Genomic DNA, 14935 nt, shown 5'->3' on the forward strand with positions numbered 1-14935 from the left:
ACCATCAAAATGTGTTAAAATAATCTAACAAAAGTCGTGATTTATTTAGTTGTTTTAAGAAGCTGATTTTGTTCTTGCATAAGTTCTTTCAAGTCTGAAAGCAACTCAATATCCTTAGGTGTAACTACTGTTTCATCCTTTGTGTCTTGAGCTCTACGTCTTAATCGATTCATAAATTTCACAACGATAAAAACAGTGAATCCTATGATTAGGAAATCTAAAATAGTTTCTATTAAATGACCATAGGCTATGGATACCTCAGATGTAGTTATTGCTCCTGTTGCATCTACAATTGCATCTCTTAAAATAAGTTTCTTATCTTGGAAATTTACTCCGTCTGACAGCAATGATAATGGAGGCAACAACACCTCCTTTGCCAACACGTCAATCACTTTGTTAAAAGAAGCGCCGATTATAATACCTATGGCCATATCCATCATATTGCCCTTAACTGCAAATTCCTTAAATTCTCTAAATAGTTTCATAATAGATTGATTTGTTTTAAGAATTAAAGGTTAAAGTTATTTCATTTGTTCTAAATGCGTAAACAAGAATTGTAAATCTTAGTATTTTTACACTATGATATCAGTAACGTTATTAGGAGCGGGAAATCTTGCCATGCATTTGTATAAAGCATTTTCAGAATCCGATGCTATCATTGTTAATCAGTGGTACAATAGATCATTAGATAAGATTAGCAGTTATAAAAATGAAGTTAAGACCATTGATCGTTTAGATAAACTTAATAAAGCAGATATATATATATTAGCCATAAGCGATGACAGTATTGATGAAATCTCCTCTGCCCTACCTTTTGACAATAGATTGGTAGTGCATACCTCTGGTAGCGTTTCAATTCACCATCTCGATAAAAAACATATAAGAGGTGTATTTTATCCATTACAGACCTTTACAAAAGATGCTGATGTAAACTTTAAGGAGGTACCCATATGCATTGAGGCATTAGATAAAAATAGTTACACTACGTTAAAAACATTAGGAGATGCCATGGGTTGTACTACTTACAAAATAAGTACAGAGCAAAGACAGACTCTACACCTATCTGCTGTTTATGTCAATAATTTTGTAAATCAACTATACAGAATTGCTCATGAGATTAGCGATGCTAAAAGCATTAATTTTGATATATTGAAACCATTAATATTAGAGACAGCACGTAAAGTTCAAACAATGTCGCCGTATATGGCACAGACAGGTCCTGCAAAACGAAATGACAAAAAAACCATTAAGCGACATTTAAAACTAATTGAAAACCAAGAACACAAAGCAATCTATGAGTTGCTGACAAAATCCATAAAAAAAACACATGGACAACGATAAAAGTTATAAAGAGTATTTAGAGCATATTAGCACTTTCATATTTGATGTAGACGGCGTGCTGACTGATGGCACAATTACTGTAACAACAAACGGCGAATTATTAAGGCAAATGAATATCAAAGATGGTTTTGCTCTAAAAACTGCTGTCGATGCTGGTTTTAATGTTTGTGTAATCTCTGGCGGTACCAATAAAGGTGTAAGACAACGTCTTAAAGGTTTAGGCATTACGGATATCTATCTAGGGGCGCATAACAAGATTGAAAAACTTGATGAATATCTTGATATTTATAATATAAAAGCCGAATCAGTCTTATATATGGGAGACGATATCCCAGACTTCCCTGTTATGAAACTTGTTGGCTTACCGTGTTGTCCTCAAGATGCTGTGCCAGAGATCAAAGCGATATGTAAATACATTTCACACAAAAACGGCGGTAAAGGAGCCGTTAGGGATGTTATTGAGCAAGTGCTAAAAGTTCACGGAAAATGGAACAAAAGTTTTGATGCAAAATACGATTAGATAAATGGGACGCAGAAGCAGAAGACATAGTACTGGATTTGGTTATATAGGTTTTGGAAACAACCAAGCCACCTTTAACCAAAGGACAAATACGCCGTTTTCTGTTTATAAGGAAAAACTAGATTTAGAAGCTCATCTGCATTACGAAATGCATTTTCTGCACAAGGACCTTAGTAAACAAGACAAGCAAAAAATAAAGGATAAAATAAGACGTCAAGAACGTAAATTATTTATACGAACCACAATAATTAGCTTATTCGTTTTTATGGGTGTTGCCTATTTCGCCTACTACCTCATTAACCAAATATTATCTCGCTAACTAAGAAAATGACTCACTTTCTTCAACTTGTTCGTTGGAAAAACTTATTAATGATTATCGGTGTGCAATGTTTATTGAAATATGCACTTTTAATCCCATTCAAAAATACATATGGTGTTTTTACCGCACTAAACAATTTTCAATTTGCTTTATTGGTACTAGCTACTATTTGTATTGCCGCCGCAGGTTATGTAATTAATGATATTAATGATACTGTCACGGATAAAATCAACAAACCAGACAAACTGATTATAAATAAGACCATCAATGAAAAGACAGCTTACAATTTGTTCATCATTTTAAATGTTATTGGTATTGGGCTTGGGTTCTATTTATCAAACAGTATTGGTAAATCTGGCTTCTTTGCCATATTTGTTATCGCATCTATTTTACTCTATTTATATTCTACCGCCTTAAAACAAATTGCATTAGTTGGTAATATCATTGTCTCCTTGGTCGTTGCATTGTGCGTTATGATTGTTGGTATTTTTGAACTTTTACCTGTTATGTCTGAAGTAAATAAAACAGCGCAACAAACATTTCTAGAAATTGTTAGGGATTATGCCATCTTTGCTTTCATTATTAATCTTGTAAGAGAACTTGTTAAAGATATAGAAGATATTGATGGTGATTATAATGCTGGGATCGAAACACTTCCTGTTCTAGTAGGAAGGGAACGAGCAAATAAAGTGGCTTTCTTTGTTTCATTAGTGCCAATATTTGCAATTGTTTATTACTTAGCAACATACCTTTACAAACAGCAACTTATGGTCGGTTATTTTTTGATACTCGTTTTGGGACCTCTTATTTATGTCAGTATAAAATTATTCAATGCCGAAAACAAAAAACAGTACCGCCATATTAGCTCAATACTCAAACTTATAATGCTCACGGGCATGTTGTCAGTTGTACTTTATCAATTTGTTTTGAAATAAAATGCTTAGGGAGAAACTTAAAGACCACACCATTATCCTTGCTTCAGGATCACCTCGTAGGCATGCGTTCTTAAGAGCAATGGGTATTGATTTTGAAATTAGACAACATCCTGTAGAAGAAGTTTATCCTGATACTTTAAAAGGAACAGAAATAACCGATTATCTGGCAAAATTAAAAGCTGAGCCCTTTACAGAAGCGCTCAAGGAAAAAGAAATACTTATTACAAGTGACACGATAGTTTGGTTAGAAAACAAACCTATTGAAAAACCAATAGATGAACAACATGCATTCGATATGATTAAATCATTGAGTAATAAAACACATGATGTTATCACCTCGATATGTTTCACTCAAAAATATGATCAAATACTTGTTAATACAATCACCAAAGTAACTTTTAGAACACTAAGTGACGAAGAAATTTGGTTTTATATAAACAACTTCAAACCCTTTGATAAAGCCGGTGCTTACGGTATCCAAGAATGGATTGGTTCTGTTGCAATTACCAAGATTGAGGGATCCTACAATAACGTGGTGGGATTGCCTACTCATTTACTTTATGAAACGTTAAATAGCATTGTTAGCACTAGCTAGGGCCGTAACTTTGCACAAAAAGAAAATGAAGAATTTCCCAAATGTGTTTTTAATGTTGGCCTTTATCTTTATGCTATCCTGCCAACAGAATGAATCGAATACTTTAAAAGAAATTGCCTTGAATGATGTTGTTGAAAAATCAACGACTAAAAAAGTGGAATTATCGGAAGCGTTTAAGGATTATTGGTACAATGGCGAGGCTGAAATAACTTCATACAAACTGGAACAAGCACGCTACGGTGAAATCCGAGAAGGTAAGGCAGTAATGGTTTTTGTAACCGAAGATTTTCTTCCCGAAGTTCAAGTTAAAGCGGACAATTATAAAACATCTAATATTCCTGTGCTGAAATTAAACACAACCAAGAACTTTAATACAGGTATTTATCCTTATTCTATAATGCAAAGTACGTTTTATCCTGTTTCAAATAATCAACATGCCATCAAAATATCAGCTTCAATACAAGAATGGTGTGGTCAAGTCTATACACAACTAAACAATAGAGAGAGCTTTGAAATCACATCCCATTCCTACTTTCAAAACGAGGCAGATCAGCGTTTCAAATTAGACAAAACCTGGACTGAAAATGAGCTATTTACAAAACTAAGGATTAACCCAAACAGTCTTCCAACTGGAGACATAAAAATTATTCCATCTTTAGAATATACACGATTAAGACATGAAGAGATTAAAGCCTATGATGCATATGCCGCACTAAAAGATGGCGTATATATTCTTTCCTACCCAAGTTTAAACAGAAGTCTCCAGATTAATTTTAGTAACGTTTTTCCTTATGAAATAATGGGTTGGGAAGAAATGTGGACAAGTGGTTTTGGAGCTAGTGCAAAAACGCTAACAACAAAAGCAACAAGGCTAAAAACGATAAAGTCTGCTTACTGGAGGAAAAATAAAAATGCAGATAACGACTTAAGACAAACCTTGAAACTTAAATAGAATTAGGCTTATATTTGTTTCATTCAAATTAGGTTTAAAATGATTTTTAATTCTTATAAGTCGGAAATAATATATTCGGTATTACTACTGCTTATATTATTTGTAGTAAGAGCTTTAATAATAATTGCTGTTAAAAAAATCGGTAAAAAAAGTGGCACCTCAGAAGCAAGGGCTATATTAATTGGGCGTTACGTAACCGTTACCCTTGTATTCATTGCCTTATTGTTGGAGGCTTTTATATTTGGTGCCGAGACCAGTGACATAACACTGCTGTTTTCTTCTGTATTTGCTGTTATCGGTATTGCTTTATTTGCTATTTGGTCCATTTTAAGCAACATAACTTCTGGCGTAATAATGTTCTTTTCATTTCCATACAAAGTTGGTGATAAAATAAAAATACACGACAAGGATTACCCTGTAGAGGCCATTATAGAAGACATTAGAGCTTTTCAACTAATACTTAGAGAGGATAACGGTGATTTAGTCACCTACCCTAATAACTTGATTCTCCAAAAAGCTGTAACTTTAATGGAGAAAGATGCCTTAGACGATAGCAGTATTCTATAGAATATGATTAAACGAACGAGGAAAAAACGCACCCAAGAATCTAAAAAACATATTGGTCAAGTTCCCGGCACACTAATCTACACAGGGAAAAAGTCCGATAAGGATTTTCATGTCGAATGTTTTGACTATACGAAAGAACATATAGAAGAGTCTATTTTACTCAATATTGAAGACGCTGTTAACTATAAAGAAACAGATTCGGTAACATGGATAAATGTCGATGGCTTAAAACATACTGACAAAATTGAAGACATTGGCAAGCAATACAACTTACATCCATTAGTTTTAGAGGATATTGTAAATACCTCACAACGACCAAAAATTGACGAATACGACGATTACCTGTTTGTTGTCTTAAAAATGCTATATTATAACAAGGAAGAAAACATAGTCATAGAGCAGGTAAGCTTTGTCCTAGGAAAAAACTACGTGCTCACATTCCAAGAATCTGAAGGTGATGTATTTGGAACTATTCGTGAACGCTTGCGATTAAATAACGGTCGTATTAGAGGAATGAAATCAGATTATCTTCTTTACGCCCTTGTAGATGCTGTTGTAGATAACTATTTCGGCATTATCGAAACCCTAGGAAACAAAATCGAAGATTTGGAAACCGAACTGTTTACAGGTTATGCCCGAGAAGATATAAATATTGAGGTACAACAATTAAAACGTGAAATACTAAAAGTTAGACGTGCCATTTTCCCTCTGCGAGAAATTATAAATCGTATTGAAAAGGGTGATCATCCATTAATTTATAAACGTACAATCACCTATTATAGAGATATTTACGACCACTTAATACAAGTATCTGAAAATATAGATATATATCGTGAAATGATCTGGAGTTTAATGGACATGTATATGACCACCATTAGCAATAAAATGAATGAAGTAATGAAGGTACTAACAATCATTGCAACCATTTTTATTCCGTTAACATTTATCGCTGGTATATACGGAATGAATTTTGACCATATACCAGAATTGCACTATAAATACAGCTATTTTATCCTATGGGGAATAATGATCTTACTTTTTCTGGCCATGCTTTATTACTTTAAGCGCAAAAAGTGGCTTTGAAACATTGTAAAGATTGAATGAAACATAAGCTAATGACCGTTAAATAAATCTAAAATGGCAACTATCGCCTATTAACTTTTATAACTTTGAGACATAACTAACTAGTAAAAACATGAGGCAATTTGCAATTTGTCTATGGCTCGCCATAAATACAATAGTTTCAATACAAGCACAACAACCAAAAAAACTAAATGCGTCAGAGATATACGATGCTGTACAAAAACTTAATGTCCTTGGTTCCGTCTTATACATTGCAGCACATCCAGATGATGAAAATACACGCCTTATTTCGTACATGTCTAATCATGTTAAGGCAAGGACTGCATATCTTTCTCTTACACGTGGTGATGGCGGACAAAATTTAATTGGCCCGGAACTGCGTGAACTCTTAGGAGTTATAAGAACACAAGAATTATTGGCCGCAAGAGGTGTTGATGGTGGTGAACAATTGTTTACTAGAGCCAATGACTTTGGCTATTCAAAACATCCGGATGAAACACTAAAAATTTGGGATAAAGATAAAGTATTGGCAGATGTCGTTTGGGCAATAAGAACGTTTAAACCAGATATTGTTATCAATCGTTTTGATCACAGAACACCTGGAAGAACCCACGGTCATCATACGGCATCAGCAATGCTTAGTATGGAAGCTTTTGATCTCTCCAACGATAAAACCAAATACACGTCCCAATTTGAGTATACCGAACCATGGCAACCTAAACGCTTATTTTTTAATACTTCGTGGTGGTTCTACGGCAGTCAAGAAAATTTTGAGAAGGCGGACAAATCAAATATGCTCAACTTTGATGTAGGTGTATATTATCCGACAAAGGGATTATCAAATAATGAAGTTGCTGCCTTAGCCAGTAGCCAGCATTTATGTCAAGGTTTTGGGAGACTTTCACAACGCGGCAGCCAACAGGAATATATCGAATTTCTGAAAGGGGAACCATTAGAAGGAAACAACGATGTTTTTGCAGGTATCGATGTCTCTTGGAATCGTATAAAAGGAGGTAAAGCCATTGGAGCTATCTTAAAAAAGGTAGAAGACAATTTTAATTTCATCAATCCATCTTCTCATCTAGATCAACTAACCGAAGCTTACAAACTAATTCAAAATTTAGAGGATAACCACTGGAAAACTATAAAGACCAATGAAATCAAACAAATCATAGAGGCTTGTGCTGGGTTATATCTAGAAGGATCTGCAACGGTACCACAAGCCTCGCCTAGCTCAGTAGTAGGACTTCGAATTGAGGCACTCAACAGAAGCAATGCTGAAATTGAATTGGTTTCGTATCAAATATCTTCACTACCAGACGGTATCTCAAAAGGAGTTAATTTGTCTGGCAATCAAAAACTTAATTTTCTTGAGGATATTGTTATTCCAACAAAAATAGAATATACCACACCATATTGGTTAAATAGAAAGAATGGCATTGGCATGTACAACGTTGAAAATCAGGAATTAATAGGATTACCTGAAACCCCACGTGGTATTGAAATTACCTTTAATTTACTAATAAATAATGTGCCGATTTCCTTCACAAAACCCGTTGTTTATAGATATTCAAAGCCAGATAAAGGTGAGCTATACAGACCCTTTGAAGTTATACCTTCAGTAGCTGTAAGTTTGGCAAACAAAGTTTACATTTTTGAGGATGACCAACAGAAAGATATTGAAGTAATTGTTAAAGCCGGCAAAAATAGCATTGAAGGTTATGTAGAAATGGCCCATCCAGATGATTGGAGTATATATCCTCAAAAACAAAAAATAGAAATTGCTAATAAAGGCGATATCCAAAAGGTGGTTTTTACGGTAGTACCTCCAAAAAACCAAAGTGAAGGTCTTATTAGGCCAATGGTTATTATAGGGGATGTTTTTTACACCAGTGAACTAATAGAAATAGACTATCCTCATATTCCCTTTCAAACGATTTTAATGCCGAGTGAAAGTAAGGTTGTAAGGTTAGATATTGAAAAGCGTGGTAACAATATCGGCTATATAGAAGGTGCAGGAGATGTGGTATCTGAAAGCTTAAGGCAAATTGGCTATAATGTTACACTTATTAAACCAGAACAAATTTCTACAGAGAATCTATCAGATTTTGACGCAATTGTTGTTGGTATAAGAGCCTACAATATAATTGATGAGCTGGAATTTAAACAAAAGTTTTTATTCGATTATGTAGAGAATGGTGGTAACATGATTGTACAATATAACACAAACAGAGGCCTAAAAACTCAGAATCTTGCGCCATACAATATAAAACTTTCTAGAGATCGCGTAACCGATGAAAATGCTGAAGTACGAATCTTAGAATCAAATCATCCAATTTTAAATTTTCCAAATCAGATTACTTCCAAAGATTTTAATGGTTGGGTGCAAGAACGTGGTTTGTACTTTCCAAATGAATGGTCAGAAGAATTCACGCCACTACTTTCAATGAATGATGACGGCGAAACCGAAAAAAAAGGAAGTCTTTTAGTAGCATCTTATGGTAAAGGCAACTTCATATATACAGGTTTGAGTTTTTTTAGGGAATTCCCTGCTGGTGTGCCTGGAGCTTACAGATTATTCGCAAATTTAATCTCTGCAGGTAAAGAAAAGAATAAACAACTTAAAAACTAATATAAAATGCTAAACGGTCCTGAGCCTAAACAGAAATGGAAAAAGATGTACACTTTAGTCTTAGTAGCAAATGCTATCTACATTATACTTTTCTACTTCATCACTGCATCATTCAATTAAACTATGCATCAGACTCTAAATTGGATTGATTGGACAGTTTTAGCCTTAACCTTACTTACAATTGTAGGATATGGCACATGGAAAACTCGAGGCAGTAAAAATGTTCAGGATTATGTTAGAGGTGGTAATACTACCAAGTGGTGGACTATTGGTCTCTCGGTTATGGCTACACAAGCCAGTGCCATTACGTTTTTATCCACAACAGGACAAGCATTTTCGGATGGAATGGGGTTTGTTCAATTCTATTTTGGCCTTCCTATTGCAATGGTTATCATTTGCATGGTTTTTATTCCACTATACCATAGATTAAATGTGTACACTGCCTATGAGTTTTTAGAAAATCGTTTTGATCTTAAAACAAGAAGCCTAACTGCCATTTTATTCTTAATCCAGCGTGGTTTAGCTGCGGGTATTACCATTTTTGCGCCGGCAATTATTCTTTCTGTTTTGTTAGGATGGAATATCGTAACACTTAATGTAGTAATTGGAGTATTGGTTATTATCTATACGGTATCCGGCGGAACAAAAGCAGTAACGGTAACCCAAAAACAACAAATGTTCGTCATTTTCGCAGGAATGTTTGCAGCTTTATTTGTTGTAATAGATTTAATCCCTGATGACGTATCTTTCAAAGAAGCCATTGATATTGCTGGCGCAACCGGAAAGATGGAAGTTTTAGATTTTTCGTTTGATTTAGAGAATAGATATACTGTTTGGACAGGGCTAATTGGTGGTACATTTTTAATGCTTTCCTATTTTGGCACAGACCAAAGTCAAGTGCAACGCTACCTCTCCGGAAAGTCTATGAAGGAAATGCAAATGGGGCTTTTATTTAATGGCTTGCTAAAGGTGCCAATGCAATTTTTCATTCTCTTGGTAGGTGTCATGGTTTTTGTTTTCTATCAATTTAATCCAGCTCCATTAAATTTTATTGACTCATCTACCCAGTTGGTTTTAGAATCACCTTATGGTAATGAGTATAGAAAACTTCAAGAGGAACAAAGCATTTTATTTGAAAAGAAAAAAGACTTATCCTTAAAGTTTGGAAAGGCTCAATCTGATAAATCACGAATCAAATCAGAAATCGCAATTTTAGATCAGAAAGAAAAATCAAATCGTGCTAAATCCAAGTTTTTAATCAAAAACGCTATAGATCCAGAATATGCTTCAAATTATAAAACATTATATGCAGAATTAGAGTCTATTTCAAACAAAGAAAGCCAGAATTATCAAGAAAAGTTGCAAGCCCTAAATAGCATGTACAATGATGCCGCTAAGGACACACTAACAAATGATAGGGATTACATGTTCATTAGGTTTATTCTAAACCATTTGCCCACAGGATTAATCGGTTTGTTATTAGCTGTAATCTTGTCCGCTGCAATGTCCTCAACTGCATCTGAGATTAATGCTTTGGCTACAATTACCTCCATTGATTTATATGGCCGAAATTTAAAAGAGGACAAAGGGGAAAGCCATATGGTCAAGGTCACAAAATGGTTTACCTTAGGTTGGGGTGTTATTGCCATTATCATAGCATGTTTTGCAAACCTCGCGGAAAATCTAATTCAACTTGTAAATATTATTGGATCCATATTTTATGGGAATGTTTTAGGTATCTTTTTATTGGCCTTCTTTTTCAAGGTCGTAAAGGGTCAAGCTGTGTTTACTGCTGCTCTTATAACACAAGTAATCATCATTATTCTTTATTTTATGGATAACGAAGGTGTAATTAATCTACCCTATTTGTGGTTGAATTTAATTGGATGCCTTGTGGTTATATTTATTGCCAATTTATTACAAGTCGTCACTAGGAACACAACAATAAAAAAGGCATAAAAAAAACGCAACTTTTAAAGTTGCGTTTAGTTTATTTTATTAGCTAAGAAGCTGTTATTACATTGCTCCCCATTCTTTTAATGACTCCTTGTTCATTTTAATATAATCTTCGTTTCCAGCCTGTTTTGCACCTTCCAAAGACTTTTTCGCAGTTTCAATTGCTTTCTTTTTGTCTCCTAATTTTGCATACAACAATGACTGCTGTCTCAATTGCCAAAATCCTGGTGTTTCAATCATTGACATGGCTTTATCCATCCATTCCTTGGCTTTATTTAAATCTTTTCCTTCCGTCAAATTATAAACCGCAGCACTGTAATAATCTCCAGCACCTGGGCCAGACATAACCTTATCAATTGAGGCACTTACCTTAGCATCAGTAGGTACTTCAAATTTTACTGCCGCATATGTGTTTTCCCATACAAAACCAATATGAGCAGAGCTACTCGTGAGATCATCAATACCAATAGTCAAAGACTCTACTTGCATTGGCATTTCATACGTTTCAACAGTTGTTTTTACTGCAACTTTAGAATCATCCCAATTTTGAGGTGTTCCCCAATTATTCGTATCACTGTAAAGCATTACGTTCCAAGAGCCTTGATTTGGCGTCACAAATATTGCGTATGAACCTGCTTTTACAGTTGTACCATCGATAACAACATCATCGCTAAAAGTTATCATCGTATTTTTGTTAGCCCCTGTTCTCCATACCTTGCCAAATGGCACTAAATCACCAAATATTTTACGTCCTTTCATGCTAGGACGTGAATACTCTAAAGTTACATCAGTTAATCCGACCTTTTGTTCAATTTTTGTAAAAGGACTTGGTTGAGGTGTTTCAATCTGTGCGTTCAATGATAATGCAATTACTATCGCAAACATCATTAGAATCATTTTTTTCATTTCAATCCGTATTAAGGTTAATTATATAGTAGTGTAAAGTTACGATTAAACCGTTGCCTCAAATGTTAATAAATCCCTAAAAGAAAATCTGTAATTATAGTAAATAAATAGATAAAATAATCACTTTTAAGTTTATTTATCGTAATATTGCAATATACAAATTAAAGTAATTATGGGTTTAACTAAAAGTGAAATATTTACAGATGTTCAAAATGAAATTGCATCACTAGCAAAAGCCTTTGCTCATCCCGCTAGAGTCGCCATTCTGCATCAATTATTTAAGTCCAACTCTTGCATTTGCGGTGATTTAGTAGATGAAATTGGTCTGGCACAAGCTACCATCTCTCAACACCTAAAAGAATTAAAGAATTTAGGATTAATAAAGGGAAATATTGAAGGTACAAGCGTCTGTTATTGCATTAATGAGGAACGATGGGAAGAAATGAAAGAGATCTTTTCTTCTTTTTTTAACCAAAACATAAAAACAAACTGCTGTTAACGTTAAAGTTAACCAACAAAATATTATTTACATGAAAACTGAACAAGAATTAAAAGCCATCGTAAAAGAAAAATATTCAAAAATTGCAAAACAAGGAAAAGTTGAAAACGCTTCTTCGTGCTGCGGTGCAACAACACCATCTAATAAAGTATACAATATCATGATGGATGATTACTCAGATACAGATGGCTATGTGAGTGATGCCGATTTAGGCTTAGGATGCGGACTTCCAACTCAATTTGCTCATATTAATAAAGGTGATACAGTAATCGATCTGGGCTCTGGTGCTGGTAATGACTGTTTTGTTGCAAGACACGAAACTGGTGCTGAAGGAAAAGTAATTGGTATTGATTTTACACCAATAATGATCGAGAAAGCTCGACTCAATGCAGACAAGCTTGGTTATAACAATGTTGAGTTTAGAGAAGGTGATATAGATAATATGCCTGTTAATGCCAATATAGCTGATGTAGTGGTTAGCAATTGTGTTTTAAATCTCGTTCCTGATAAGCAAAAAGTAATTAGTGAAATTTTTAGAGTATTAAAGCCTGGTGGCCATTTCAGTATTTCAGACATTGTTTTAGTTGGCAATCTACCTGATGCACTAAGAGAAGATGCAGAAATGTATGCTGGTTGTGTTGCTGGTGCAATTCAAAAAACGGATTACATACAGCATATAGTGGATGCAGGGTTCGCTAGTATTAAAATTCAAAAAGAAAAGGCCATCACTATTCCCGATGACATTCTTAGCAAGTATTTAAGTTTACAAGAAATAAATGAGTTTAAGTCTGGTGACCTTGGTATTTTTAGTATAACGGTATATGCAGAAAAACCAGGTGAAAAAACAAAAAAGAAAAAAATTAAACTAAGTGATTTGTCTGATGAACCGTGTTGCTCACCAGATGGTAATTGTTGTTAAATTTAAGCTCAATCAATAGATGGTATTTGCGAAATTAAAAGAAAAAATAGACAGTTTAGATACGGCTTCAGTTTCTATGGAAAGAAAAGCCGTATTACAACCATTGATCAGCTTTATACAGTCAAAAGTTGATACAACGACTTCGGTAAATCTAAATTTTGTTTGTACACATAACTCTAGACGAAGTCATTTATCACAAATTTGGGCACAAACTATCGGTACATATTTTGGCGCAGCTAATTTGTTTTGTTATTCCGCAGGTACAGAGACTACGGCATTATTTCCAATGGTTGTGGAAACCTTGGCTAATTCAGGATTTAAAATTGAAAAGCTCTCAGAAAGTAACAATCCCATTTATAGCATAAAATATGGCGAGAACTATCACCCAATCATAGGGTTTTCCAAAACTTTAAATTCTGAATTTAATCCGGAAAATGGATTTGCTGCAATAATGACCTGTTCTTCAGCAGATGAAGGATGTCCTTTTATAGCCGGCGCAGAAAAACGCATACCCATTACCTATGAAGATCCAAAAATATCTGATGGTACAATACATCAATTAGAAACTTATGAAGAACGTAGCGTTCAAATTGCCACGGAAATGAAATATGTATTTTCTAAAATCAGGATGTAACTAGATATCACTATGAAAAAGAAGTTAAGCTTTCTAGACAGCTACTTAACACTATGGATTTTCTTAGCTATGACTCTTGGCGTCGGCATTGGTTATTTTATACCATCAATTCCTGAGATCATTAATTCTTACAGTAGCGGGACAACAAATATTCCTATAGCTATCGGTTTGATCTTGATGATGTACCCTCCACTAGCCAAGGTAAATTATACCTTATTACCAAAAGTATTTAAAGATGTAAAGGTTTTATCCATTTCACTGATCTTAAACTGGATCATTGGACCTGCTTTAATGTTTGTTCTTTCTATTATATTTCTCAGAGACTATCCAGAATATATGGTAGGACTGATACTTATAGGACTAGCAAGGTGTATTGCCATGGTATTGGTTTGGAATGATCTCGCTGAAGGCAGTAGTGAATATGGTGCTGGTCTGGTTGCGCTTAACAGTATTTTTCAGGTGTTTGCTTATAGTTTTTATGCCTACTTATTTATTACAATATTACCGCCATATTTTGGATTTGATGGCGCCATTGTAGATATTTCTATTGCCACAATTGCAGAAAGTGTTGCTATTTACCTAGGTATACCGTTCTTGTTGGGGATTTTGTCTAGAATAATACTCGTAAAATATAGAGGTGAAAACTGGTATAACAGCAAATTTATACCATCAATAGCGCCACTTACATTAATTGCTTTGTTATTCACCATTGTAGTGATGTTTTCGCTTAAAGGTGAACTAATTGTAGAAATCCCTATGGATGTATTAACCATAGCCATACCATTACTTGTCTATTTTACCCTTATGTTCATAATTGGTTTTTTTGTGAGCAAATCTGTTGGTGCAACATATGATAAAAACGTATCAATTGCTTTCACTGCAGCCGGCAATAATTTTGAGCTGGCCATTGCTGTTGCAATCGCTGTTTTTGGTTTAAATTCTGGACAAGCATTTGCAGGTGTAATTGGACCTTTAGTAGAAGTCCCTGCACTTATTTTATTGGTTCGAGTTGCTTTTTGGCTTCGAAAAAAATATTACCAGTAATAATATGTTGTTAAACTTTGTTTAACCTTTATA

16 protein-coding genes are annotated in these 14935 nt (G+C 34.4%); 14 read left to right on the top strand and 2 right to left on the bottom strand.

The window, feature by feature from the left end; all coding sequences use genetic code 11:
• Positions 1-41: 41 nt before the first annotated feature.
• A complete protein-coding gene (mscL, locus tag LBU54_RS04620; RefSeq protein WP_224526518.1) occupies positions 42-485 on the bottom strand; it encodes a large conductance mechanosensitive channel protein MscL in 444 nt (147 codons plus the stop codon).
• A gap of 94 nt (positions 486-579) precedes the next feature.
• On the opposite strand from mscL, the gene LBU54_RS04625 reads away from it, so the two are divergent.
• From LBU54_RS04625 to LBU54_RS04670, 10 genes are all read left to right on the top strand, one after another.
• The gene (locus tag LBU54_RS04625; RefSeq protein ID WP_224526520.1) at positions 580-1341 is read left to right on the top strand and encodes a Rossmann-like and DUF2520 domain-containing protein; all 762 of its coding nucleotides are present in this window, start codon (positions 580-582) and stop codon (positions 1339-1341) included.
• Entirely contained in the window at positions 1328-1861 is a 534-nt protein-coding gene (locus LBU54_RS04630) for a KdsC family phosphatase (RefSeq protein WP_224526522.1), read from the top strand. Before LBU54_RS04625 ends, LBU54_RS04630 begins: the two co-directional genes overlap by 14 nt.
• Before the next feature lie 4 nt (positions 1862-1865).
• The gene (locus LBU54_RS04635) at positions 1866-2180 is read left to right on the top strand and encodes a hypothetical protein (protein ID WP_224526524.1); all 315 of its coding nucleotides are present in this window, start codon (positions 1866-1868) and stop codon (positions 2178-2180) included.
• A gap of 8 nt (positions 2181-2188) precedes the next feature.
• Positions 2189-3115, top strand: coding sequence for a geranylgeranylglycerol-phosphate geranylgeranyltransferase (locus LBU54_RS04640; protein ID WP_224526526.1), 927 nt, complete (start codon positions 2189-2191; stop codon positions 3113-3115).
• Between the two features lies 1 nt (position 3116).
• A complete protein-coding gene (locus tag LBU54_RS04645) occupies positions 3117-3710 on the top strand; it encodes a Maf family nucleotide pyrophosphatase (RefSeq protein WP_224526528.1) in 594 nt (197 codons plus the stop codon).
• A 25-nt stretch (positions 3711-3735) separates the two neighbouring features.
• Positions 3736-4662, top strand: a complete 927-nt coding sequence (locus tag LBU54_RS04650; protein ID WP_224526530.1) for a septum formation inhibitor Maf — start codon at positions 3736-3738, stop codon at positions 4660-4662.
• 39 nt (positions 4663-4701) lie between these two features.
• A complete protein-coding gene (locus LBU54_RS04655; protein WP_224526534.1) occupies positions 4702-5229 on the top strand; it encodes a mechanosensitive ion channel domain-containing protein in 528 nt (175 codons plus the stop codon).
• A 3-nt stretch (positions 5230-5232) separates the two neighbouring features.
• Positions 5233-6312: a magnesium/cobalt transporter CorA gene (corA, locus tag LBU54_RS04660; RefSeq protein WP_224526536.1), complete on the top strand. Its 1080-nt coding sequence runs from the start codon at positions 5233-5235 to the stop codon at positions 6310-6312.
• 112 nt (positions 6313-6424) lie between these two features.
• On the top strand, positions 6425-8944 hold the full coding sequence (locus LBU54_RS04665; RefSeq protein WP_224526539.1) for a PIG-L family deacetylase: 2520 nt from the start codon (positions 6425-6427) through the stop codon (positions 8942-8944).
• Positions 8945-9067: 123 nt separating this feature from the next.
• A complete protein-coding gene (locus LBU54_RS04670) occupies positions 9068-10903 on the top strand; it encodes a sodium:solute symporter (protein ID WP_224526542.1) in 1836 nt (611 codons plus the stop codon).
• A gap of 57 nt (positions 10904-10960) precedes the next feature.
• On the opposite strand, the gene LBU54_RS04675 is transcribed toward LBU54_RS04670, so the two are convergent.
• Positions 10961-11806, bottom strand: a complete 846-nt coding sequence (locus LBU54_RS04675) for a DUF2911 domain-containing protein (RefSeq protein WP_224526546.1) — start codon at positions 11804-11806, stop codon at positions 10961-10963.
• Between the two features lie 172 nt (positions 11807-11978).
• Here LBU54_RS04675 and LBU54_RS04680 point away from each other — a divergent pair, with 172 nt between their 5' ends.
• The 4 genes from LBU54_RS04680 to arsB are packed head-to-tail and all read left to right on the top strand — an operon-like array spanning position 11979 to position 14902.
• Positions 11979-12305 (top strand): ArsR/SmtB family transcription factor, encoded by a 327-nt coding sequence (locus LBU54_RS04680; protein ID WP_224526550.1) that lies wholly within the window; start codon positions 11979-11981, stop codon positions 12303-12305.
• Between the two features lie 31 nt (positions 12306-12336).
• Positions 12337-13224 carry an arsenite methyltransferase gene (locus LBU54_RS04685; protein WP_224526552.1) on the top strand — a complete coding sequence of 296 codons (888 nt, stop codon included), beginning with the start codon at positions 12337-12339 and terminating at the stop codon, positions 13222-13224.
• Between the two features lie 19 nt (positions 13225-13243).
• Positions 13244-13858: an arsenate-mycothiol transferase ArsC gene (locus LBU54_RS04690; protein ID WP_224526555.1), complete on the top strand. Its 615-nt coding sequence runs from the start codon at positions 13244-13246 to the stop codon at positions 13856-13858.
• Between the two features lie 12 nt (positions 13859-13870).
• On the top strand, positions 13871-14902 hold the full coding sequence (arsB, locus tag LBU54_RS04695) for an ACR3 family arsenite efflux transporter (RefSeq protein ID WP_224526558.1): 1032 nt from the start codon (positions 13871-13873) through the stop codon (positions 14900-14902).
• Positions 14903-14935 lie beyond the last annotated feature (33 nt).

The sequence above is a fragment of the Winogradskyella alexanderae genome (assembly GCF_020166335.1).
Classification (GTDB): Bacteria; Bacteroidota; Bacteroidia; order Flavobacteriales; family Flavobacteriaceae; genus Winogradskyella; species Winogradskyella alexanderae.